This is a genomic window from Pseudomonas mandelii, assembly GCF_024138395.1.
Taxonomy (GTDB): domain Bacteria; phylum Pseudomonadota; class Gammaproteobacteria; order Pseudomonadales; family Pseudomonadaceae; genus Aquipseudomonas; species Aquipseudomonas mandelii_E.
In genome coordinates this window covers 1-22,966 of record NZ_JAMYDU010000012.1, presented here as the reverse complement: position 1 = coordinate 22,966, position 22,966 = coordinate 1, and the positions used below count along the sequence as shown (strand labels likewise).

26 protein-coding genes are annotated in these 22,966 nt (G+C 57.9%); 11 read left to right on the top strand and 15 right to left on the bottom strand.

The features are described from left to right. Nucleotide 1: 1 nt before the first annotated feature. The 3 genes from modB to NHU87_RS17980 all read right to left on the bottom strand — a co-directional run bounded on the left by modB (nt 2) and on the right by NHU87_RS17980 (nt 2,836). Entirely contained in the window at nt 2-682 is a 681-nt protein-coding gene (gene modB / locus NHU87_RS17990) for a molybdate ABC transporter permease subunit (protein ID WP_253551351.1), read from the bottom strand. Next, nucleotides 683-1,441, bottom strand: a complete 759-nt coding sequence (modA, locus tag NHU87_RS17985; RefSeq protein ID WP_253551336.1) for a molybdate ABC transporter substrate-binding protein — start codon at nt 1,439-1,441, stop codon at nt 683-685. Between the two features lie 330 nt (nt 1,442-1,771). Then, on the bottom strand, nt 1,772-2,836 hold the full coding sequence (locus NHU87_RS17980; protein WP_253551334.1) for an NAD(P)H-dependent flavin oxidoreductase: 1,065 nt from the start codon (nt 2,834-2,836) through the stop codon (nt 1,772-1,774). A gap of 160 nt (nt 2,837-2,996) precedes the next feature. Here NHU87_RS17980 and acuI point away from each other — a divergent pair, with 160 nt between their 5' ends. Further along, the gene (gene acuI, locus NHU87_RS17975; protein WP_253551332.1) at nt 2,997-3,980 is read left to right on the top strand and encodes an acrylyl-CoA reductase (NADPH); all 984 of its coding nucleotides are present in this window, start codon (nt 2,997-2,999) and stop codon (nt 3,978-3,980) included. Here acuI and ada read toward each other — a convergent pair whose 3' ends face one another. From ada to NHU87_RS17950, 5 genes are all read right to left on the bottom strand, one after another. Continuing rightward, complete coding sequence (ada, locus tag NHU87_RS17970; protein WP_253551330.1) at nt 3,981-5,045, bottom strand: bifunctional DNA-binding transcriptional regulator/O6-methylguanine-DNA methyltransferase Ada; 1,065 nt, start codon at nt 5,043-5,045, stop codon at nt 3,981-3,983. A gap of 87 nt (nt 5,046-5,132) precedes the next feature. After that, entirely contained in the window at nt 5,133-5,813 is a 681-nt protein-coding gene (alkB, locus tag NHU87_RS17965; RefSeq protein WP_253551328.1) for a DNA oxidative demethylase AlkB, read from the bottom strand. Then, a complete protein-coding gene (locus tag NHU87_RS17960) occupies nt 5,803-6,513 on the bottom strand; it encodes a 2OG-Fe(II) oxygenase (protein WP_253551326.1) in 711 nt (236 codons plus the stop codon). Before NHU87_RS17960 ends, alkB begins: the two co-directional genes overlap by 11 nt. Before the next feature lie 127 nt (nt 6,514-6,640). Continuing rightward, nucleotides 6,641-6,811 carry a hypothetical protein gene (locus tag NHU87_RS17955; RefSeq protein ID WP_168185061.1) on the bottom strand — a complete coding sequence of 57 codons (171 nt, stop codon included), beginning with the start codon at nt 6,809-6,811 and terminating at the stop codon, nt 6,641-6,643. Nucleotides 6,812-6,839: 28 nt separating this feature from the next. Further along, nucleotides 6,840-7,142: a DUF1883 domain-containing protein gene (locus NHU87_RS17950; protein WP_038983189.1), complete on the bottom strand. Its 303-nt coding sequence runs from the start codon at nt 7,140-7,142 to the stop codon at nt 6,840-6,842. A 212-nt stretch (nt 7,143-7,354) separates the two neighbouring features. Here NHU87_RS17950 and NHU87_RS17945 point away from each other — a divergent pair, with 212 nt between their 5' ends. Continuing rightward, nucleotides 7,355-7,711 (top strand): hypothetical protein, encoded by a 357-nt coding sequence (locus NHU87_RS17945; protein WP_253551324.1) that lies wholly within the window; start codon nt 7,355-7,357, stop codon nt 7,709-7,711. Between the two features lie 73 nt (nt 7,712-7,784). Beyond that, nucleotides 7,785-8,015 carry a hypothetical protein gene (locus tag NHU87_RS17940; protein ID WP_253551322.1) on the top strand — a complete coding sequence of 77 codons (231 nt, stop codon included), beginning with the start codon at nt 7,785-7,787 and terminating at the stop codon, nt 8,013-8,015. Here the strand turns inward: NHU87_RS17940 and NHU87_RS17935 are convergent, their stop codons facing one another. Together NHU87_RS17935 and NHU87_RS17930 are read right to left on the bottom strand one after the other, a co-directional pair. Next, a complete protein-coding gene (locus tag NHU87_RS17935) occupies nt 8,016-8,297 on the bottom strand; it encodes a hypothetical protein (protein WP_253551320.1) in 282 nt (93 codons plus the stop codon). A gap of 125 nt (nt 8,298-8,422) precedes the next feature. Then, nucleotides 8,423-8,635, bottom strand: a complete 213-nt coding sequence (locus NHU87_RS17930) for a hypothetical protein (RefSeq protein WP_253551318.1) — start codon at nt 8,633-8,635, stop codon at nt 8,423-8,425. 233 nt (nt 8,636-8,868) lie between these two features. On the opposite strand from NHU87_RS17930, the gene galU reads away from it, so the two are divergent. Both galU and gorA read left to right on the top strand, forming a co-directional pair. Then, nucleotides 8,869-9,708 carry a UTP--glucose-1-phosphate uridylyltransferase GalU gene (gene galU / locus NHU87_RS17925; protein ID WP_007900040.1) on the top strand — a complete coding sequence of 280 codons (840 nt, stop codon included), beginning with the start codon at nt 8,869-8,871 and terminating at the stop codon, nt 9,706-9,708. Nucleotides 9,709-9,837: 129 nt separating this feature from the next. Then, nucleotides 9,838-11,196, top strand: coding sequence for a glutathione-disulfide reductase (gene gorA / locus NHU87_RS17920; protein ID WP_253551316.1), 1,359 nt, complete (start codon nt 9,838-9,840; stop codon nt 11,194-11,196). Here gorA and NHU87_RS17915 read toward each other — a convergent pair. Then, nucleotides 11,193-12,212, bottom strand: a complete 1,020-nt coding sequence (locus NHU87_RS17915; RefSeq protein WP_253551314.1) for a DNA-binding protein — start codon at nt 12,210-12,212, stop codon at nt 11,193-11,195. The genes gorA and NHU87_RS17915 overlap by 4 nt on opposite strands. A 177-nt stretch (nt 12,213-12,389) precedes the next feature. On the opposite strand from NHU87_RS17915, the gene NHU87_RS17910 reads away from it, so the two are divergent. The 3 genes from NHU87_RS17910 (at nt 12,390) to ahpF (ending at nt 15,731) form a co-directional block, all read left to right on the top strand. Next, nucleotides 12,390-13,328 carry a site-specific integrase gene (locus tag NHU87_RS17910; protein ID WP_253551312.1) on the top strand — a complete coding sequence of 313 codons (939 nt, stop codon included), beginning with the start codon at nt 12,390-12,392 and terminating at the stop codon, nt 13,326-13,328. A 138-nt stretch (nt 13,329-13,466) separates the two neighbouring features. Beyond that, nucleotides 13,467-14,030 (top strand): alkyl hydroperoxide reductase subunit C, encoded by a 564-nt coding sequence (gene ahpC, locus NHU87_RS17905; protein ID WP_038983195.1) that lies wholly within the window; start codon nt 13,467-13,469, stop codon nt 14,028-14,030. Between the two features lie 138 nt (nt 14,031-14,168). Continuing rightward, complete coding sequence (gene ahpF / locus NHU87_RS17900) at nt 14,169-15,731, top strand: alkyl hydroperoxide reductase subunit F (RefSeq protein ID WP_253551310.1); 1,563 nt, start codon at nt 14,169-14,171, stop codon at nt 15,729-15,731. 102 nt (nt 15,732-15,833) lie between these two features. On the opposite strand, the gene gloA is transcribed toward ahpF, so the two are convergent. Then, a complete protein-coding gene (gene gloA, locus NHU87_RS17895; RefSeq protein WP_030131431.1) occupies nt 15,834-16,355 on the bottom strand; it encodes a lactoylglutathione lyase in 522 nt (173 codons plus the stop codon). 163 nt (nt 16,356-16,518) lie between these two features. On the opposite strand from gloA, the gene NHU87_RS17890 reads away from it, so the two are divergent. Beyond that, nucleotides 16,519-17,022: a DUF4946 domain-containing protein gene (locus NHU87_RS17890; protein WP_437180838.1), complete on the top strand. Its 504-nt coding sequence runs from the start codon at nt 16,519-16,521 to the stop codon at nt 17,020-17,022. A gap of 175 nt (nt 17,023-17,197) precedes the next feature. Here the strand turns inward: NHU87_RS17890 and NHU87_RS17885 are convergent, their stop codons facing one another. The 3 genes from NHU87_RS17885 to NHU87_RS17875 form a co-directional block, all read right to left on the bottom strand. Continuing rightward, a complete protein-coding gene (locus NHU87_RS17885; protein WP_008075430.1) occupies nt 17,198-17,563 on the bottom strand; it encodes a histone-like nucleoid-structuring protein, MvaT/MvaU family in 366 nt (121 codons plus the stop codon). Between the two features lie 233 nt (nt 17,564-17,796). Beyond that, nucleotides 17,797-19,332 (bottom strand): EAL domain-containing protein, encoded by a 1,536-nt coding sequence (locus tag NHU87_RS17880; RefSeq protein ID WP_253551306.1) that lies wholly within the window; start codon nt 19,330-19,332, stop codon nt 17,797-17,799. A 63-nt stretch (nt 19,333-19,395) separates the two neighbouring features. Then, nucleotides 19,396-20,268 (bottom strand): LysR family transcriptional regulator, encoded by an 873-nt coding sequence (locus NHU87_RS17875; protein WP_253551304.1) that lies wholly within the window; start codon nt 20,266-20,268, stop codon nt 19,396-19,398. 288 nt (nt 20,269-20,556) lie between these two features. Between NHU87_RS17875 and NHU87_RS17870 the strand changes: the two genes are divergently transcribed. Next, nucleotides 20,557-21,504 (top strand): DMT family transporter, encoded by a 948-nt coding sequence (locus NHU87_RS17870; protein WP_253551302.1) that lies wholly within the window; start codon nt 20,557-20,559, stop codon nt 21,502-21,504. A gap of 246 nt (nt 21,505-21,750) precedes the next feature. After that, a complete protein-coding gene (gene hppD, locus NHU87_RS17865) occupies nt 21,751-22,827 on the top strand; it encodes a 4-hydroxyphenylpyruvate dioxygenase (protein WP_030131426.1) in 1,077 nt (358 codons plus the stop codon). The last annotated feature ends 139 nt before the right edge of the window (nt 22,828-22,966 follow it).

The window sequence follows — 22,966 nt, the reverse complement described above, 5'->3', positions numbered from 1 at the left end:
ATCAGCTCCAGACCGCTTTGGTTTTACGGCTGGAGTAGAGCGCCAGCAATACCACAAACGAGAACACCAGCATCGCCCCGGCCAGCCAATGTGCCTGGGCGTATTCCATGGCTTCGACGTGATCGTAGATCTGCACCGAGACCACGCGGGTCTTGTCGGGAATGTTGCCGCCGATCATCAGCACCACACCGAATTCGCCGACGGTGTGGGCGAAGCCGAGAATGGCCGCCGTGATGAAACCGGGGCGGGCCAGCGGCACAATCACGCTGAAGAACGTGTCCCAGGGATTGGCGCGCAAGGTGGCAGCCACTTCCAGTGGGCGAGTGCCAATGGCGGAAAAAGCATTCTGCAGCGGTTGAACCACGAACGGCATCGAGTACAACACCGAGCCGATCACCAGCCCCGCAAAACTGAAGGTGAGGGTGCCAAGGCCCAACGATTGGGTGAGCTGGCCGATCCAGCCGTTCGGGCCGAGCGCCAACAACAAATAAAAGCCGATCACCGTGGGCGGCAGCACCAGGGGCAGGGCGACGATCGCCCCGATCGGGCCGCGCAGCCAAGACTGGGTGCGCGACAGCCATAACGCAATTGGAGTGCCGATGACCAAGAGGATCACAGTCGTCAGAGACGCCAGTTTCAGGGTCAGCCAGATGGCGGAATAATCGGCACTCGATAGCGTCATTTAGAGTTGGTAACCGTAGGATTTGATAACAGCGGCGGCTTTCGGACCTTTCAGGTAGTCAACCAGTGCCTTGGCAGCCGGGTTGTCCTTGCCCTTATTAAGGATCACCGCGTCTTGTTTGATCGGATCATGCAGATCGGCCGGGACGGCCCAGGCCGAACCGCTGGTGACTTTGCCGTCTTTGTAGATCTGCGACAAGGCCACAAAACCGAGTTCGGCATTACCAGTGGAGACGAATTGGTAGGCTTGAGTGATGTTTTGGCCTTCGACGAGTTTGCCTTTGACCTTGTCAGTCAGGCCCTGCTTGGACAGCACTTGAGTGGCGGCCAGGCCATACGGGGCGGCTTTCGGGTTGGCGATGGACAGGTGTTGAAACTGATTGTCGCTCAGCACTTTGCCCTTGGCGTCGACGTAGCCGTCCTTGGCTGACCATAGCGCCAAGGTGCCGATGGCGTAGGTGAAGCGTGAGCCTTTGACTGTGTCGCCTTCGGCTTCAAGTTTTTGCGGAGTGGTGTCGTCTGCCGAGAGGAGCACTTCGAATGGTGCGCCGTTCTTGATCTGGGTATAGAACTGGCCGGTTGCGCCAAAGGAGGTGACCAGTTTGTGCCCGGTGTCTTTCTCGAAATCGGCGGCGATGGCCTGGATTGGCGCAGTGAAGTTGGCAGCAACGGCAATCTGGACTTCATCCGCCTGGGCGGAGCCGAAAGCGAATACAGCGAACAGGCACGCGGGGGCAAAACATGAGGCACGAACGGTCATGGAACGGCTCCGTGGTAGGCGAGATGAAACGCTATATAGTGGAATATATAGCGAATCGCCTGTAAACGGAACGAATTGGAGTGCGCTCGCTGAATTCATACGGGACCCTGTAGCAGCTGGCGTAGCCTGCGTTCGGCTGCGCAGCAGTCGTTAAATCAGGCACCTCGATCTTTCAGGTTAATCGTGGGCAGCTGAGTTTACGACTGCTGCGCAGCCGAACGCAGGCTACGCCAGCTGCTACAGGGGCCTGACATACTGCCTTCGCGAGCAGGCTCGCACACATGGATTGCGCTTGACTGGAGTCGGGGGCAAGCCTCCTCGCCACAAAGTTTAGCGATGAGTCAATTTGGCCAACGCTTCATCCGCCAAACGCCGGGTCAGCTCTGCCGAAGTCATTTCAACGCCCAACGTAAACGCCTGCCCCGCCCAAAGGTTGCTGAAATCCGCTTCCCCTTTGGCCCTCAGCGGCATCAACGCACCGCCCGCCAAGGGAAAGGCCGGTGCCTTGGCGCTCATCGGCCCCAGCTCACGCATCACCCGATTGAGAATCCCCCGCGCCGGGCGCCCGGTGAAAATGTTGGTGACCGCCGTCTCGCTTTCCTTGGCCGTGCGCAATGCCTTGTGATGAGAAGCGCTGACCTTGGCCTCCGGCGTGAACAAATAAGCCGTGCCCACCTGGACCGCCGAAGCGCCCAACACAAAAGCCGCCGCGACGCCCCGCGCATCTCCGATTCCCCCCGCCGCAATCACCGGTACTTTTACCGCATCGACGATCTGTGGCACCAAGGCAAAGGTTCCCACCTGGCTGCTCAGGTCATCACTGAGGAACATCCCCCGGTGGCCGCCAGCCTCGTAACCCATGGCAATGATCGCGTCGCAACCGTGCTGCTCCAGCCAGATGGCTTCTTCGACGGTAGTCGCCGAGGAAAGAATTTTCGCTCCGGTGGCTTTTACCCGATCCAGCAGCGACTTTTCCGGCAGACCAAAGTGGAAACTCACCACTTCAGGGCGAAACTCTTCGATTACTTCGCAGGCCGCATGATCGAACGGTGCGCGATTGGACACCGGCGTCGGTGCGTCGAAATCGACCCCCAATTCCCGGTAATACGGTTCCAGCAGATTCTTCCAGTCCCGGGCACGTTGCTCATCGGGCGGTGGAGGTTGATGGCAGAAGAAATTGACGTTGAACGGGCGCTGGGTGTGTTGGCGAATCGTTTTCAGCTCTTCGCGCAACTGCTCGATGCTCAGCATCGCGGCGGGCATCGAGCCCAGGCCGCCAGCGTTGCTCACCGCAATTACCATGGCCGACGTCGTCGCGCCAGCCAAAGGGGCCTGGATGATCGGCAGTTCGATCCCGAACAGGTCAAGAATGCGGGTGTCTGGCCATTGACTCATGTGCAGTGCTCTCCGACGTCGGTAGAAGCGAATTTGTATCAGTAATGACTGACACAAGGCCAGTCGAGTTTGAGGATTGGCTTAAAGTCGGCTACGGCGATGTGTTTTGATGTGTTATTTCAACAGCACGACAACTGAGCGATTCCATCGGGAGGCAGTGATGTTCAAAGGCATTTTGATCGACAAGGACGACAACAGTTACCGGGCCACGCTGCAAGAGATCAGTGATGATCAATTGCCTGAAGGCGATGTGACCGTGCGTGTGGCGTACAGCACGCTGAACTTCAAGGATGGCCTGGCGATCACCGGCAGCAGCCCGGTGGTGCGCAAATTCCCGATGGTGCCGGGGATCGATCTGGCAGGCACTGTCGAAGTCAGCGGTCATCCGGACTACAAGGCCGGTGATCAAGTCTTGCTCAATGGTTGGGGTGTGGGCGAAGGACACTGGGGCGGATTGGCGCAGAAAGCTCGCCTGAATGGCGACTGGCTGATCCCGTTGCCCAAAGCGTTCACCGCCGCGCAAGCGATGGCCATCGGTACGGCCGGTTATACGGCGATGCTGAGTATCCTGGCGCTGGAGCACAACGGCGTGAGCCCCGATCAAGGCGAAGTGCTGGTGACGGGCGCCAACGGTGGTGTCGGCAGTTTCGCCATCGCACTGCTGAGCAAACTCGGCTATCGCGTGGTGGCATCCACCGGCCGCACCTCCGAACACGAGTACCTCAAGCAATTGGGCGCCAGCGAAATCATCGATCGCGCCACGTTGTCGGAGCCGGGTAAACCGTTGGCCAAGGAACGTTGGGCGGCGGTGATCGATTCGGTCGGCAGCCACACGCTGGCCAACGCTTGCGCAAGCACCCGGGCCAATGGCACCGTCGCTGCCTGCGGTCTGGCCCAAGGCATGGACTTCCCGGCCTCCGTCGCGCCGTTCATTTTGCGCGGTGTGACCCTGGCCGGCATCAACAGCGTGACCCAGCCCAAAGCCAAGCGGATACTGGCGTGGAATCGTTTGGCCAAGGATCTGGACTTCGCCTTGCTGCCACTGATCAGCCACGAAATCGGCTTGAGCGAAGCCATCGACGCGGCGCATCGCCTGCTTGCCGGCCAGTTGCGTGGCCGGGTGGTGGTCGACGTCAATCGCTGATTAGCGCGTCTCGCGTTCCAGCAACTGACGCTTGCGCTCCACGCCCCAGCGATAGCCCGACAGGTTGCCGTCGCTGCGCACCACGCGATGGCAAGGGATTGCCACCGCCAAGCTGTTCGCGCCACAGGCCTGGGCCACGGCGCGCACGGCTTTCGGTGAACCGATGCGCTGAGCGATATCGGCATAACTGGCGGTGCTGCCGACGGGAATTTCCCGCAGGGCTTGCCACACCCGCTCCTGAAACGCCGTGCCGCGTACGTCCAGCGGCAAGTCCAGGCCGAGGGCCGGGGCTTCGATAAAGCCCACCACTTTAGCGATCAACTGCTCGAACTCATGATCGGCGCCAATCAGGTTGGCGCGGCGAAACTTGTCCTGCAGATCACAGACCAATTGATGCGGGTCGTCCCCCAACAGAATCGCGCAGACGCCGCGCTCACTTTGCGCCACCAGAATCGCCCCGAGAGAACATTGGCCGACGGCAAAGCGAATGTCGTTGTTCTGTCCGGCCGCACGGTAATCGCCAGGCTTCATGCCCAGCACTTGATCCGCGGCCTCATAGAAGCGGCTATTGGAGTTGAATCCGGCGTCATACAACGCGTCGGTGACCGTACCTCCGTCGGCCAAGCGTTCGCGAACCTTGCGTGAGCGATGGGCCATGGCGTAGCCCTTGGGCGTCAGGCCGGTGATGGCCTTAAACACTCGGTGGAAGTGGAAACTGCTCAGGCCGGCCGCGTCCGCCAGCGCATTCAATGCCGGCAAGGTCTCGGCGGATTCGATGTGACGGCAAGCGGCGGCCACGGTCGTGGCGTGCTGTGCGGCGACGTCGCTTTGATCTTTCGCGGCTCGTTTGCTGGGGCGATAACCCGCCGCCTGGGCTTGCTCGGCGGTGTCGAAGAATTCGACATTCTGCGGCTTCGGCAAGCGCGCCAGGCTGCTGGGGCGGCAGTAGATACCGGTGGTCTTCACGGCGTACACAAACTGCCCGTCGGCGCGGGGATCACGCGCGACCACGGCGGCCCAGCGAGGATCGTTTTCGGTGGCGATTTTTGTCGATTGAGTTGTCATGGCTTCATGTCCGTTGACCCGTTTCAGGCAGATTAACCAGCCGGCAGAGACGCCACACTCCGGGTCTTGCGGTCGAATTCGACGGTTTCATTCCGCGGTACGAAAGGTGAAGTTGATCCGTTGTTCGCCCAACTGAGGGTGATAACCAGGCTTGATCGGCAGTACACCGTGATAACGCAAACGGTCCACGCCGCCCCAGACCACGATATCGCCGTGTAACAGCGGCACGCGTTGGCTTTTGGCGCTGCGTTCGAATCCGCCAAACAGAAACGTCGCCGGCAACCCCAAGGACACCGACACAATGGGCGCCGCGTAGGAACCTTCGTCTTTGTCCTGATGCAACGACATCCTGGCACCGGGAATATAGCGGTTGATCAGGCAGGAATCCGGAACGAAATCCATAAACCCTGCCTCACGCGCCGCCGCTTGCGCCAGCTCGAAAAACACCTCAGGCATCTCGGGCCAGGGCAGGCCGGTCTGCGGATCGTTGCGGGTGTACTTGTAGCCGCTGCGGTCAGTCGTCCAGCCCCAGGTGCCGCAACTGCTCAGCGCCACCGACATGGTAAAGCCGCCGGGCGTGACCATCTGCCGAAAGGGCGCTACTGTCAGAACTGTCTCCAGTGCCGGCAGCAACCGGTCGAGCCAGGGCAGGGCGAAGCCTTTAAGAACGTAGGATTGTTCGCCGATCTGCTCGCGCTTGGGCTGCTGCTCGGGTTCGGAGTTGGCAAACAAATCAAGGGTGATCGGGCTCATGGGGTCATAGCGCATCGTGAAAGATGATTCCAAGGGTATGCCGTTTTCCGCTGTGCAGGCGACTCACCCCGTGACGCATGGTCACTCGGTAATAGCCGCGAACACCTTTTACCGGGCGCTGATTCACGGCAAAAATCAACGCGTCGCCTTTCTTCAGATCGATGACTTGCGGGCGTGACTGCATCCGTGGGCGTTGTTCGGTCAGCACAAACTCACCGCCGGTGAAGTCTTCTCCCGGCTCTGACAGAAGAATCGCCACTTGCAGCGGGAAGACGTGTTCCCCGTACAGGTCCTGATGCAAACAGTTGTAGTCCTGCGGGCCGTATTGCAGCAACAAAGGCGTGGGGCGTTCCTGACCGGCGGCATGACAGCGCTGCAGAAATGCTTCGTGCGATTCGGGGAAACGGGTCGGCAGGCCCATGCATTCGTACCAGCGATTGGCGATTGGAACCAGTCGAGGGTAGAGCGCGCTACGCAACCGGGCCACCGGATCCGGCAACGGGTATTTGAAGTACTTGTACTCACCCCGGCCAAAACCGTGGCGAGCCATCACCACTTTCGAGCGAAAGGGTTCTGGCCGGACGTACAGGGCGCTTATTTCATCGCAGGTCTGATGGCTTAAGAACGATCGGATTAGCGCGCAGCCATCCTGATCGAGTTGCTGCGCAAGCGCGGCCCAGTCGAGGGCATCGTTATGAATCGGGTCGGTAAACAAGGGTTCTGACTCCTTGACCAAAAGGTCGAGGCGGCCAGTTTAGTGAGCGTCGCGAGAGTGGGCACTCCGGCGCTTGCGGTCGAATTCGAAAGCGGAGCAGACGTCCATGTTGTCGCTCCAGATCGCATTACAGCGCTTTGCTCACGCTGATCTCGCTGATGACATCTTCAGTCTGGCCATGAATGACGTCGAGTGCAGCCTTGGCTTCTTCTTGCGTGCCGTTTTCCAGCTGGGCGAATTCAAAGCGGCGCTCGCCGTTGAGTTTGTATTTGATGACGTATTTGGTCGTCTGGGCCACGGTCATACCTGCCTGTTTTCGTGTGGGCTCAGCTCAGTTTCGAGCTGGAGCGGCGGATGATCTTGATCGAATGCGTCAGGCTCGGCTTGCGGGTGACGCTGATCGGCCGGCGGGTGACCATGTCGATGGTGATGTTCCAGAAACCGGTGCTTGGCGCAGTGATGCGGGCCGGGAAGGTGTCGAACGCGCCGCCGTGGTAAGTATGACGGCCGCCATTCTTGAAGCTGCGGAAGTTGGCGTCGTTCATCAAGCGGATGTTGCACATTTGGGAGCACTGGATGACGACGATGTCGTCTTCGTTGAGGTGCTCGCGCTGGTGGATAAATTTCATGAGGCGCCTCCAGAAGGGCTTTTTCTACAAAATCAAAACGATAGCATGGGCGATTGACGCAGTTTATCAGCCCGAACAGGTTATTATCCGGCTCTCGAGGTGCGCTTTGACAATTAAAAACAGTTATACGGAATTCTATGAGCGATAAAAGCAGTGAGCCTCGGAGAAAACCAGCATTTGAGCTGTCGGAAGGTCTTTATCGGAGGTTTTGTATGAAGTGGGGAGTTCTGGTCGGGCCGTTGGTATTGGCAGTGGGTGGATGTGCGAGTGTTTCGGACATCAATGAAACGCTGCCCACCATGAGCGTGATTTCAGGCAAGAATCCCCATGAGTACGCGAAATGCCTGGTCGAAAAGCTCGCTGATAGCCGTGGAGCCCTGCAAGTCGAGCCGCAGAAGGAAGGCGTGCGGGTTATCGTGCCGCAGAAGTTCTCGTCGGGGCCGGCAGCCGTGTTTGACATCGAAGACCGCTCCGGCGGCAGCAGCATCAAGCTGCATGAACGCATTTCCAATGTGCCCTTGCGCCCATGGGATGTACGCAATGCCGCCACCGCGTGCATATCCGGCTGATAAACTACCCCCCAGTCAGCATCGATGCCGTCAAAGTCGCGCTTTGACGGCATTGTCATTTCTGGAGTTGAGCATGAAGCGAGAGCAGGTGCGGGAGCGCCATGCAGAGGGTCATATCTCTGCCACCCACGTGATTCAGAACCCGGCAAACCCGGAGGAGTGGATTGTGTTTTTCAAGAAAAGCGCCGGGCGCAGTTTTTTCCTGGTGGATGACAACGATGAAGTCGAGTCCTTCAGTCGTCTCGACGATTTGATCGAGACCGTGCGCGGGCTCGGGATCAAATTCGCCGAAATTCACATGTAGCTACTTGCAGACCACCACCACGCTGCGATTTTTGTAGTTGCCGACGTCGACGCCCAGGGTCTTTTCGCTTTCCTGGGTCGAAGGTGTGCCGTCCGTACCGACAATCCGATAACCGGTGCCGGCGCAAGAGGCATCGGCTTTTTCGTAGCAGGTGGCCCAGGAATTGGCCTCGCCGGAGCAATCGATGGTCAGCCCCTGTTCACCATTGTCCAGGTAGGTTTTTTCAGCCGAGGCACAGCCCGTCAAGGCCAGAACTGCAAACAGCGCCAGTATCGTTTTCATGGAATCAGTCATCGGGAAGGGAAGGGCTGGCGCGAGGGTATAGCGAATGGCCATTTCGGTACAGATAAACCCGTCACCGAGCCCCCGTTCAATGCTCGAACGGCATTTACCGGGGCCGGTCCTGGTCATTTCTTGCGGCGGGGGCTCCGAGCTGGCGCTGCTTCACGGGGTGCGGCCGGGGCAGAGCGGTCGTCCTGGAACACCGCAGCCACTTCCACCGCCATCGCCTTGCTGGGCAATGGGCCGGCGACCTGTTCGCCGTGGTAATTGACTATCCACCACTGACCGTCCTTTTCCTGGCTGACCGAATAACCGTTTGCGTTTTGTGCTGCCGACATATAACTGCCTCGTTGGCGGGATCAAGGCGGCCATGATACGTCAAATGCACGCAAACGGCGCTCATGGGCGTAGAGTGGGACCGCTCGATCCGTCAAACCGGAAGGCGATTGAACTATCCGCCGGTTTATTTCTCTATGATGGCATCGGTTAGCCAGCGCGGGGCATTGTAAGGTGCCCGCCGCCTGATTAGACTGCGCCGAAACTCGAACACACAGCCCTTTCAAGGACTTATATGATCAAGAAATGCTTGTTCCCAGCAGCCGGTTACGGCACTCGCTTCCTGCCAGCGACTAAAGCCATGCCCAAAGAAATGCTGCCGGTGGTAAACAAGCCACTGATCCAGTACGGCGTCGAAGAAGCACTGGACGCCGGGTTGACCGAAATCTCTATCGTCACCGGTCGCGGCAAACGCGCCCTGGAAGACCACTTCGACATCAGCTACGAGCTGGAAAACCAGATCAAGGGCACCGACAAAGAGAAATACCTGGTCGGCATCCGCAAGCTGCTTGACGAGTGCTCGTTCTCTTACACTCGCCAGACCGAAATGAAAGGCCTGGGCCACGCGATTCTGACTGGCCGTCCGCTGATCGGCGACGAACCGTTCGCCGTGGTACTGGCGGATGACTTGTGCGTCAACTTGGAAGGCGACGGCGTACTGACCCAGATGGTCAAGCTGTACAAGCAGTTCCGCTGCTCGATCGTTGCCATCCAGGAAGTCGATCCGCAAGAAACTCACAAGTACGGCGTGATTGCCGGTGAGATGATCCGCGACGATATCTACCGCGTTCACAGCATGGTTGAAAAACCAAAGCCTGAAGATGCGCCGTCGAACCTGGCGATCATCGGCCGTTACATCCTGACCCCGGACATCTTCGACCTGATCGAACAAACCGAGCCAGGCAAGGGCGGCGAAATCCAGATCACCGACGCCCTGATGAAGCAGGCACAAAACGGTTGCGTCATGGCCTACAAGTTCAAAGGCAAGCGTTTCGACTGCGGTGGCGCCGAAGGCTACATCGACGCGACCAACTTCTGCTTCGAGAACTTCTACAAGACTGGCAAGGCTTACTGATAGCGCCTGAGCTGCTTGTACTGAAAAGCCACCTTCGGGTGGCTTTTTCATTTTCCGGCCCCAGATAGTTTTCAACGCTTGCCCAAAGGCCGCCCGCAGGTATGCTGGTGACCTGCCAAGGAGATAGAAATGGCCTACGATTTTGACTTATATGTGATTGGCGCCGGTTCCGGCGGTGTGCGGGCGGCGCGGTTTGCGGCCGGTTTTGGTGCGAAAGTCGCCGTGGCCGAGAGCCGCTATCTGGGCGGTACGTGTGTGAATGTCGGCTGCGTGCCGAAAAAATTGCTGGTCTATGGTGCGCACTTCGCCGAAGACTTCGAGCAGTCGCAAGGTTTTGGCTGGACCCCGGGTGAGGCGAAGTTCGACTGGGCGACGCTGATCGCCAACAAGGATCGCGAGATCAATCGTCTGAACGGCATTTATCGCAATCTGCTGGTCAACAGCGGCGTGACCTTGCATGAAGGCCACGCGAAAATCGTCGATCCGCATACCATCGAGTTCGATGGCGGTCGCTACACCGCCAAAAACATCCTGATCGCTACCGGTGGCTGGCCGCAGATCCCGGAGATTCCGGGGCACGAGCACGCGATCAGTTCCAACCAGGCGTTCTTCCTTAAAGAGCTGCCCAAGCGCGTTCTGGTGGTGGGTGGTGGTTACATTGCGGTGGAGTTTGCCGGGATCTTCCACGGGCTGGGCGCCGAGACCACGCTGCTGTATCGCGGCGATCTGTTCCTGCGTGGCTTCGACGGTGCGGTGCGCAAGCATTTGCAGGAAGAGTTGAGCAAGCGCGGCATGGACCTGCAATTCAATGCCGACATCGAGCGCATCGACAAGCAAGCCGATGGCAGCCTGACAGCCACGCTCAAGGACGGTCGCAAGCTTGAGGCGGACTGCGTGTTCTACGCCACCGGTCGGCGTCCGATGCTCGACAATCTGGGGTTGGAAAACACCGGCGTCAAACTCGACAAGAAAGGTTTTGTCGAGGTCGATGAGCAGTATCAAACCGCAGAGCCATCGATCCTGGCCCTGGGCGATGTGATCGGTCGAGTACAGCTCACACCGGTCGCACTGGCCGAAGGCATGGCCGTGGCGCGGCGTTTGTTCAAGCCCGAGCAATATCGCCCGGTGGATTACAAGATGATCCCGACCGCCGTGTTCAGCTTGCCGAACATTGGTACAGTCGGCCTGACCGAAGAAGAGGCGCGCGAGGCCGGGCATGATGTGGTGATCTTCGAAAGCCGTTTCCGGCCGATGAAGCTGACCCTGACTGAATGCCAGGAACGCACCTTGATGAAGTTGGTGGTGGACGCCAAGACTGACAAGGTCTTGGGCTGCCACATGGTCGGCCCAGAGGCTGGCGAGATTGTTCAGGGGTTGGCAATTGCGCTGAAAGCGGGCGCGACCAAGCGCGATTTCGACGAAACCATCGGCGTGCATCCGACGGCCGCCGAAGAGTTTGTCACCATGCGTACGCCGGTCGCGGGTTAATCGTCTTTACGCGAGGTTGATGCGTCTGGCGCTGTCGCAACGACAGTGGCCTGACGCATGCTTTCATCCAGGCTTGCCTGCAACTTGATCAGTTCAATTTCCAGCGCTTTGTTGATGTGCGACTGTTCATCGATGTTCTGCTTGAGTGACTGGTTTTCCAGCATGGCAATGCGCAAGCGTTCCTGGAGGAGGGTGCGTTCGCTGTCGATACGGCTGACCTGTTCCAGCAGCTGATCCTGTCGGCTGTTGGTGTGCTTGAGTTGCTCTTGCGACAGGCTCAGCTCTCGCAGCGTTCCGCGGCTTTCCGTCAGCAGGCGCTCGTTGTCGCGATGCAGTTGGGTGATTTCATCCTGGCGAACCAGTGCGCTTTGCTGGGCCTGACGCAACTCCATCTGAATCTGCTGCACCTGACCTTCATGGCGGCGCTGTTCCTGCTCGCGCTGGTCTTTGACGGCGTTGCGGTAGTGTTCCAGTGCCTCGCGGGCATGCAGGTGCTTTTCTTCCAGAGAGCGGATCTGCTCGTCCTTGTCCTGCAAGCGTAACTCGAAATCCGCCAGCGCCTGGTTCAGTCCGGCGTTGCGGGTTTGCTCCGTTTGCAGCATGGAGCGGGTGTCTTGCAGCTCGGCCGATTCCTGAGTCAGCGCCAGGCTTTGAATTTCGTACTGCTGCTGCAGTTCGGTATTGGTCTCGCGGGCCTCGTGCAGTTGGGTTTCCAGTTCTTTTCGTTGTTGCTCGAACTGTGCGCGTGCCTGGTCAATGGGTTCTTGCGCCTGTTCTTTCAGGCGTTGCGCCAGGCGCGACACCAGGCTTGCGAGCTCATCATCGATAGGTTCGGAAGGTGCTTGCTCGGGCTCGGCGCCGTCATCGAGTTCCTTCATGTAGCGATGGATCGTGGTTTTCGAACCGGTATTGCCCATCTCGATCCGCACCGCGTCGATGCTCGGGTGTTCGCCCCGGGCGAGGATTGCCGAGCGTGCCGCCTGCACCAGTGCCTTGTTTACGCCGCCACGTGCCATATGTTCTCCTACGATTTGATACTGTGGTACGTACCACTAATATGTGCAATGTACCATGATGCTAGTAAAGTTAAAATCCTGAGATTTATCATGCGGGATATACTGGTATTACCCCGTGTGATGCGCTGTAATCCGGGTTTCCCGCGCCAGAGCGGTACGTTTTCGAGAGCTGAACCCATGACCGAACTGGATCGCTACCTGCAAGCCGCCACGCGCGGCAACACCCGTCGTAGCTATCGTGCGGCCATCGAACATTTCGAAGTCAATTGGGGCGGGTTCCTGCCGGCGACCAGTGACAGCGTGGCGCGCTATCTCGTGGCTCATGCGGGCGTGCTGTCGATCAACACCTTGAAGTTACGTTTGTCTGCGCTGGCGCAGTGGCACAACAGTCAAGGGTTCGCCGATCCCACCAAGGCCCCCGTGGTGCGCAAAGTGTTCAAGGGCATTCGCGCGCTGCACCCGGCGCAGGAGAAACAGGCCGAGCCATTGCAGCTTCAGCATCTGGAGCAAGTGGCTGCCTGGCTGGAGCAGGAAGCGCAAACCGCGAAGGCGCAGGGCGATCAACCGGGTTTGCTGCGAGCCCGGCGTGACACGGCGTTGATCCTCTTGGGCTTCTGGCGCGGTTTCCGTAGCGATGAGTTGTGCCGGGTGCAGATTGAACATGTGCGGGCCAGCGCTGGCTCAGGCATCACCCTCTACCTGCCTCGCAGCAAGAGCGATCGCGACAACCTCGGCCAGACATACCAGACGCCGGCGTTGCAGCGCTTGTGTCCGGTGCAGGCCTATATCCAATGGATCACTGAAGCAGCGTTGGTCCGCGGGCCGGTGTTCCGGGCTATCGACCGTTGGGGCCATTTGAGCGAGGAGGGCTTGCACGCCAATAGCGTGATCCCGCTGTTGCGCCAGGCGCTGGAACGCGCTGGTATTGCAGCCGAGCACTACACCAGTCACTCCTTGCGGCGTGGCTTTGCCACCTGGGCTCATCAGAGCGGTTGGGATTTGAAGTCGTTGATGAATTACGTGGGCTGGAAGGATATGAAGTCCGCCATGCGCTATGTTGAAGCCAGCCCGTTTCTCGGGATGACCCGCATCGCTGAAAAGCCGTTGGCGCCGTAGATCACGTTTTCTTCTATTAATACTGTCGGCTAATAGCGAAAACCAATCAGCAGCATCAGGTTTGCCAATGAGCCAACCGGCGATCGACTGGGTAGGATTCACCCCATCAACTTCTTAACCCCTGACGGAGAGTCATCGATGCCTATCATCAACAGCCAAGTTAAACCGTTCAAAGCTGACGCCTTTAAAAATGGCGACTTCGTAAAAGTGTCGGACGCTGACCTGAAAGGCAAGTGGTCTGTCGTGTTCTTCTACCCTGCCGACTTCACCTTCGTTTGCCCGACTGAACTGGAAGACCTGGCTGACAACTACGCCGAGTTCCAGAAACTGGGCGTCGAAATCTACAGCGTTTCCACCGATACCCACTTTGCCCACGCTGCCTGGCACAACACTTCGCCAGCCATCGGCAAAATCCAGTACACCATGATTGGCGACCCGACTCACGCTATCTCCCGCAACTTCGACGTGCTGATCGAAGAAGCTGGTCTGGCTGACCGTGGCACCTTCGTGATCAACCCGGAAGGCCAGATCAAAATCGTTGAACTGAACGACGGCGGTGTAGGTCGTGACGCTTCCGAGCTGCTGCGCAAAATCAAGGCTGCTCAGTACGTCGCTGCTCACCCAGGCCAAGTTTGCCCTGCCAAGTGGAAAGAAGGCGAGGCCACTCTGGCTCCGTCTCTGGACCTGGTCGGCAAGATCTAAGTCTGTGACGCGCTTCATCAGGGCGGCACTCCGCACCTCCTAAGTAAGCTGCACCGCCCCCAAAACGCCCGGGCGAGATTCGCTCGGGCGTTTTTTTATGTCTGCTCTCTATGAAACAGCATCAAGGAAATCGCCCGTATGTTGGACGCCAATCTTAAAGCCCAGTTGAAATCGTACCTGGAACGGGTCACCCAGCCGATCGAGATCGTTGCCTCCCTCGACGACGGTGCGAAATCCCAGGAAATGCTCGCATTACTCAAAGACGTTGCCAGTCTTTCCACCCAGATTACGTTGCTCGATAACGGTAACGATGCGCGTAAACCATCGTTCTCGATCAACCGCCCAGGGGCCGATATCAGCCTGCGTTTCGCCGGTATCCCGATGGGCCACGAATTCACGTCCTTGGTGCTGGCCCTGCTGCAAGTTGGTGGTCACCCCTCGAAGGCCAGCGTTGAGGTGATCGAACAGATCCGCTCGCTCAAAGGCGAGTTCAACTTCGAGACTTACTTCTCGCTGTCCTGCCAGAACTGCCCGGACGTGGTCCAGGCATTGAACCTGATGGCTGTGCTGAACCCGAACATCCGCCACGTCGCCATCGACGGCGCGCTGTTTCAGGCTGAAGTCGACGAGCGCCAGATCATGGCCGTCCCAAGCATCTACCTGAATGGCGTCAACTTCGGCCAAGGCCGCATGGGCCTGGAAGAGATGCTCGCCAAGATCGACACCAGTGGCATCGAGCGCCAGGCCGAGAAAATCAGCGCCAAAGAAGCTTTTGATGTACTGGTCGTCGGCGGTGGCCCGGCCGGAGCTTCGGCGGCGATCTACGCTGCTCGTAAAGGCATTCGCACCGGTGTGGCGGCCGAACGTTTTGGTGGTCAAGTGCTCGACACCATGGCCATCGAGAACTTCATTTCGGTGCAGGAAACCGAAGGGCCGAAACTGGCTGTGGCGCTGGAAGAACACGTCAAGCAGTACGACGTGGACATCATGAACCTGCAACGCGCCGACAAGCTGGTGCCGGGCAAAAATGGCGAGCTGCACGAAATTCATTTCGCCAGCGGCGCGTCCTTGAAAGCCAAAACCGTGATTTTGGCGACCGGTGCCCGGTGGCGTGAAATGAACGTTCCCGGTGAGCAGCAATACCGCAACAAGGGCGTGGCGTACTGCCCGCACTGTGACGGTCCGCTGTTCAAAGGCAAGCGTGTGGCGGTGATCGGCGGCGGTAACTCCGGCGTCGAAGCGGCCATCGACCTGGCCGGTATCGTGTCTCACGTGACCCTGCTGGAGTTCGACGTACAACTGCGCGCCGATGCGGTGTTGCAACGCAAGTTGCACAGCCTGCCGAACGTTACCGTGATCACCAGTGCGCAAACCACTGAAGTGACTGGCGATGGCCAAAAGGTCAACGGCCTGCGCTACAAGGATCGCCAGTCGGACGAGTTGCGCACGGTCGAGCTGGAAGGGATCTTCGTGCAGATCGGTCTGTTGCCTAACACCGATTGGCTCAAAGGCACCATCGAGCTGTCGCAGCGCGGCGAGATCATCGTCGATGCTCGTGGTGAAACGTCGATGCCCGGCGTGTTCGCGGCCGGTGACGTGACCACCGTGCCGTACAAGCAGATCGTGATTGCGGTGGGCGAGGGCGCCAAGGCTTCCCTGAGCGCATTCGATCACCTGATCCGCACCTCGGCACCGGCATAAACGCCGACGCTGAAAACACAAAACCCCATGAGCGATCATGGGGTTTTTTGTGTCTGATCGTTCCCACGCTCTGCGTGGGAACGATCAGTTCTGCGGTGGGGCTTACATTGGCGCCGGCTGAATGATCTCGACCCAGTAACCATCCGGGTCCTTGATGAAGGCCAGGCTCTTCATGCGACCGTCGTTCAGGCGTTTCTGGAAATCGCAGCCCAGCGCTTCGAAGCGCTCGCACGCGGCACGAATGTCCGGCACCGAAATGCAGATATGGCCGAAGCCGCGTGGGTCAGTGTTGCCATTGTGATAGGCGAAATCCGCGTCGTTCTCGGTGCCGTGGTTGTGGGTCAGTTCGAGAATACCAGGGATCGATTTCATCCACTCGGTGCGCGCGGCGGCATCGGCCGGGATCTGGTTTTTATCCACCAGGGCCAGGAAATACAGGCTGAACTCGGCTTCAGGAAAATCGCGCTTTTCCACCAGCGAGAAACCCAGGACACGGGTGTAGAAATCCAGCGACTGGGTGATGTCCTTGACCCGCAGCATCGTGTGGTTGAAAACGAACTTCTGGGTGGCGGTGTCGGGTTGGGCGGTCACACCGGGAAAGGTATTGAGTTCGTGCAGGCTCATGGGCCCTCCGTAAAATAAGTGGGGCTAAGAATGCTCTCAATGATACGCAAGGGCCCCAGCATCGCCAAACCAAAACCGCACGCTTGCCTGGCAGCCGGCTGAGCCTCAGACTTTACGGCTCAATTCGTGAGTGTTCATTGCAATGACCCGATTCTGTCAATCGATGTTCGTCCTGATGTGTCTGCTTTCAGGTGTTACCCACGCTTATGCAGAGGCTCCGGTCGTGACCTGGCCAAATGGATGGACCGTCGAGGCCGTTCCGCAAGACGAGACCAAACCACAGGTATCCCGGCAACGCGCGGTAAAAAACGATCAGGACGGTACGCCGGTGATGGTGATGGAGTTGACCATGACGCCAGTGGAAACCGGTCATCAGGTGAATCTGGAAGGCGTGTTGCTGGAAATGCGCAAGTCGGTGCAAAAGGACTTTTTTCAGAGTGGGTATCAGAGCGTTTGCACTAAAATTCACCCGACTACCTTGGGCCGGCTATCGGCGTTGGAAACAACCTGCACGATTACGCAGAACGGTCGACATGTGCTGTCTCAAACATTGGTCGCTGCGGTAGACGCCGATAAGGCCTATGTTCTTTCCTATGCGGGGCAGGCAGACCTTTATAAGGCAAGTCAGGACGACATAGCGGCGGCTCGAAACAGCTTGAAACTTTAGTTTGAGGTTTACGTATCAGTACATTTCAGCGGGTTCGGCTTTTTTTAGATAGCCAAAGGGATTAAGCATAAAGTTCATCGGCATGTAACGAGTTGATCGGCGACTATCGTTGCATTTAGACGCTGTCCATGAAAAAGCCCTGCATTGGCAGGGCTTTTTTTATGACCGCGAGCGCTTAGCCACGCAGCCAGGAATCCACGGTGGCGGCACCGTATTGTTCCTTCCAGGCTTTCAGGCCGCGGTGGTTGCCGCCCTTGGTTTCAATCAGTTCACCGGTGTGTGGGTTCTGATACACCTTGACCACGCGAGCGCGGCGGGTTTTAGGCGCTGCTGCCTGCTGCAGGCCGGATTTCGCCGGGTTTGGATCGAGGATGGCGATGATGTCGCGCAAGCTCTTGCCGTAGGTTTTCATCAGTCCCTGGAGCTTTTCTTCGAACTCGATTTCTTTTTTGAGCCCGGCATCGTTCTTCAGCGATTCCAACTGCTTGAGCTGTTCTTGAAGGGCCTTTTCAGCTGCACGGAATTCAGCGAGTCTGGACAATATCTTTACTCCAATAGTGTGTTTGGCTGATACCAACCGCAAACAAAGCTATAAGCCAAGAGCCTTGAAGCGACTCGGTGATAATGGCTCACCTGACAGTTCTGCACAGGTATGAAAAATTGTAGTAGTTAATTGGCCAAGAGTAAATCCTGACTTTTTCTTCATGTAACAAGAGTAGTCTTTTGATGCAATTTGGTGCGTATCATCATGATCTCAACGCTTAAAATGGTTAGTTAATGACCACTTAATGCTCTAATGAAGTCTGCGCCGGGCATCGGCCGGCCAAACAGATAACCTTGCAGGAAGTTCACGCCGTGAGCGGTCAGATAGTCACTTTGTTCTACGGTTTCCACGCCTTCGGCGACGATACCCAGATCGAGTTTGGCCGAGAGTTCGATGATGCTGTCCAGAATGTGCCGGGAGAGGGCGTCGACACCGATCATGGCGACAAAGCTCTGATCGATTTTCAGGAAGTCCACATTGAACTGACGCAAATAACCCAGGCTTGAATGGCCGGTGCCGAAGTCATCAATCGCAATCATCACGCCCAACCCGTGAAGCTGCTCGAACAATTGCAAGGTGATGGCTGTCGGCTCGATGAGTTCGCGTTCGGTCAGCTCCAGCACCAGGTTGATGCTGCCCGGGGCGAAAGCGCTGAGGAATTCGCGGCAATCCTCGACCAGCTCCAGATCCCGGCAGTGACTGGCGGTGATGTTGATACCGATGTGAAACGGGCCGTCAAACGACGCCGACAAGGGGGCCAGCAGTGCGCAGGTCTGTCGCATCAAGGAGCGAGTCATCGGCACGATCAGCCCGGAATGTTCGGCAAACGGGATGAACAGATCCGGGCGCACGAGTCCTTCCTTGGGATGTTGCCAACGCATCAATACTTCGGCGCCAGACCACTGCTTATTGTCGCCATGCACCACGGGCTGAAAGTAAGGAATGAACTCTGCTGCCTCCAACGCCCGCTGCATTTCACGGCTGGGCGACATCGAGCGCTTCTGCAGGACATGCCCGATCGAGCCAGACACCACACCGAAGAACATCAACAGACTGAACAGCGGCGGATATTCACTGCGCATGTAACGCCAGGTTTCTCCTTCAGGGAAACCGGCGGCCACGGTAAAGGCATAACGCGAGGAGGTCAGGGTATTTTGCGCCACGGGCAAGGCGGGCAGGGCATCCTCGTGGACCTTGCCGTCGGCCGACAACCAGTGAGGGCCGACTTGCAGCAACAATAATGTTTTGCGACCGATCAGGCGCAGCACGTTGCTCAGGTGATAACCGTCCAGCGTGGTCAGGGCGCCCTGGTTTCCTTCGCTCAGCCGATACACCAACAACGCGGTATTGGGCGTGACCGGGTTGCCGTTCATGAGCCAAAGCTTGCCTTGGGTGTAATCGCCGGGATTGATCTTTTCCTGATATTCACCGAACAACGAACTGCAATAGAGGTTGGTATTCCATACAAGATTGGTCGAGCGCACGAAGGGTCGGCGGGTGACTTGTTCGCGCAGGGCCAGTTTGACGTCGTTGCAGTTCTGGCCGGCCAGCGGCAATAGCTCTTGTGCGGCTTGCGCGGTGTTGTCGAGCATCAGCTCGAATTGGCGAACGGCTTCTTCGCCAGTCAGTTCGGTACTTTGCTTGAGCGTACGTTCAGCCTGCAGATAGAGAATGGCGCCCCCCAGCAACACCGGGAGCAACCCGCTCAAAACAGTCACAGCGATCCGGGTGCCACGTTTACGGCGGCTTTTGACGTTTAGTGGCATTCGCAAATCCATCGCGACCAGAAGAGTTCAGCCATGATAGTTGGCCGACAGCACTTATGCCGTTCAATGATCATTCAGGCTCGAAGCCAGTTTGATAAAGGCCAGCGTCGCAGGTGATGACTGACGCTGATCGAGCACCGCCAACCCGACCTGGCGGCTGATCGGTGGTAACAGCGGTTTTTTCACGTAGCGGTTGTCGTTGTCGTCAGGCAAAGAACCTTCGGCGACAACGGTCAGGGCATCGCCACGGCCGACGGTGTCCAGCGTGCTGATCAATTGCGAGCAGCGATAGCGGATGTTCGGCGTCAACCGCGCCGCATTGAATAAGCGCGACACCAGTTCCGAAGAGCCGGCTTCGGTCAGCACAAAAGGGTCGTGACACAAATCGTTCAAGCTCAAACTGTCGCGACCGGCCAGCGCATGGTCGGCAGGTAGTAGCGCGACCATCTGGTCCTCGATCAGCCTGAAAGTGTCGAAACGTTCCTGGGGTAACACCACGAAGCCGATATCGATACGTCGCTCTTCCAGCCATTGAATCACTTGGCGATCCGGCCCTTCGTCGATGTGAACCTCGATACCCGGGTGTGCGGCGCGGTAATGCTGCAGGATCCTCGGCAGCAATTTGATCGATGAGGTAGGGCCGAACGAGCCGATGCGCAGGGTGCCGCGTTTCATTCCGCGAGCATCCGCCGCTTCCTGGCGCAACGTGTTGGCGAGCCCAAGCATCGCCCGAGCGCGCAGTAATAGCTGCTGGCCGATGTCACTCAACTCGACCTGCGACTGATGCCGGCGCAGCAGTTCGACGCCCAATTCCTGTTCTAGCGACTTGAGCGCATGGGACACCGCGGATTGGGAAATTTCCAGACGATTAGCCGCTGCCGTGAAGCCACGCAGTTCGGCCACCAGCGAGAAAATCTCGAGTTGAGTCAGGGTCATGAGTGTTTACTCATTTTACGATGATCGGGCATTAGTCGAATGATACGCCATGTGCCCTATGCCAGTCGCAATCTGTAGCACCTGGCGAAGCCTGCGTTCGATTGCGCAGCAATCGTAAAACCGAAGGTTGCGGTATATCAGGCAGACCGCGTCAGCCGGATTCACGACTGCTGCGCAGCCGAACGCAGCCTCGCGGGCTCGGCAGCTGCTACACGAAGTGCGCTATGGGCTGAAATGGCTTACTGACCGGCATTACGCAATGTGCCCGATTTCTGATGGTGGAGACTTATGACGACGTGTGGGCAGACCTTGGCGAATTCTTCGGATGTACCGGTTTATCTGAAACTGGCAGCGGTCACCATGATCTGGGGCGGGACGTTCGTTGCCGGGCGATTTCTGGCCGACAGCCTCAGTCCGTTATTGGCCGCGAGTATGCGGTTCTTACTGGCGAGCGTGGCGTTGCTGCTGTTTCTGTTGCTGGCGCGGGTGCCTTTGGCGCGGCCCAGCCCTCGGCAATGGCTGCAACTGACGCTGCTGGGTTTTTTCGGGATCTTCTTCTACAACCTGTGCTTCTTTTATGGGCTGCATTACATCAACGCGTCACGGGCGTCCTTGATCGTGGCGTTGAATCCGGCGGTGATCGGTCTGGCATCGTGGCTATTGTTCAAGGAGCGACTGAGCGGGGCGAAAGTGGCCGGTATCGCGATCTGCATTGCCGGCGCCAGTCTGGTGATCGTCAGTGGTAATCCGCAGTTGCTGGCCGGTGGTACGGATGCCTGGATCGGCGATCTGTTGATCTTCGGCTGTGTGCTCGGCTGGGGCATTTATTCGTTGTTCTCTAAAGGCCTGAATCAAACGCTGGGGCCGGTGCAGACGGTGACGTACTCAATTTTGCTGGGCACGCTGATGCTCTGGGTGACCAGTGCTGTGCGGGGTGAGCTGAGTGTCGCGGCGCTGGCCGAACTGGGCACGCAACAATGGTTGAGCCTGATGTACCTGGGCGTGCTGGGTTCGGCATTGGCCTATATTGGTTATTACGACGGTATCCGCAAAATCGGTGCGACGCGTTCGGGTGTGTTCATTGCCTTGAACCCGCTGACCGCCGTCCTGTTTGGCGCGTTGTTGCTGGGCGAGCAATTGACCCTGGTGATGTGTCTGGGCGGGGGGCTGATCCTGGCGGGGATTTTTCTGTGCAACAAACCGCTTGCACAGGCTGCGAAAAGGGGGATTTTATAAGAAGGATGGACAACTGATTTACGCTGTGTAGAATCGGGTTACGCATATAAGAATAATCGTCTTCTGGCAGCAGAAGCCTCGCCCGTAATAGCCTTGGGTCGACAATGAAGATATTTGGGTTTCAATTGATCTACGGTGATTTCCTCGCCCGCAGCGTGCGGGGCATCTCCTGCGCGCCACCCGCCGGTCTCAGCATTGCTAGCAACTAACGATCCGTTAATTGATAAGAAATGATGAGGCGCCAAAATGGCAGATTTATACGAAAACCCAATGGGCCTGATGGGCTTTGAGTTCATCGAATTCGCATCGCCGACCCCTAACACCCTGGAGCCGATCTTCGAGATCATGGGCTTCAGCAAGGTCGCGACCCACCGTTCCAAAGACGTGCACCTGTATCGCCAGGGCGCGATCAACCTGATCCTCAACAACGAACCCAACAGCGTGGCGTCGTACTTCGCGGCCGAGCACGGTCCGTCGGTGTGCGGCATGGCGTTCCGCGTCAAGGATTCGCAAAAGGCCTACAAGCGTGCCCTGGAACTCGGCGCCCAACCGATCCACATCGAAACCGGCCCGATGGAACTGCACTTGCCGGCGATCAAAGGCATCGGCGGCGCGCCGCTATACCTGATCGACCGTTTTGGCGAAGGCAGTTCGATCTACGACATCGACTTCGTGTTCATCGAAGGCGTGGACCGCAACCCGGTCGGGGCCGGCCTGAAGATCATCGATCACCTGACCCACAACGTGTACCGCGGTCGCATGGCTTACTGGGCCAACTTCTACGAGAAACTGTTCAACTTCCGTGAAATCCGTTACTTCGATATCAAGGGCGAATACACCGGCCTGACTTCCAAGGCCATGACTGCCCCGGATGGCATGATCCGTATCCCGCTGAACGAAGAGTCGTCCAAGGGCGCCGGGCAGATCGAAGAGTTCCTGATGCAGTTCAACGGTGAGGGCATCCAGCATGTGGCCTTCCTCAGCGATGACCTGATCAAGACCTGGGATCACTTGAAAAGCATCGGCATGCGCTTCATGACGCCACCGCCAGACACCTACTACGAAATGCTCGAAGGCCGTTTGCCGAACCACGGCGAGCCGGTCGATCAACTGCAAGCACGGGGCATTTTGCTGGACGGTTCGTCTGAGTCGGGCGACAAGCGTCTGCTGCTGCAGATCTTCTCGGAAACCCTGATGGGCCCGGTGTTCTTCGAATTCATCCAGCGTAAAGGCGACGATGGCTTCGGCGAAGGCAACTTCAAGGCGCTGTTCGAATCGATCGAACGTGACCAGGTTCGTCGGGGTGTGCTCTCCACTGACTAACCCATGACACGATGAAAAAAGCCCGCCCGGCATCACTGCCGGGCGGGCTTTTTATTGAATCATGTCTCGTCCTGAATAAGGTTTACACCTTCTGACTTCTTATCAGGAAGGTGCAATGGATACGGGCGCAAAACGCAGT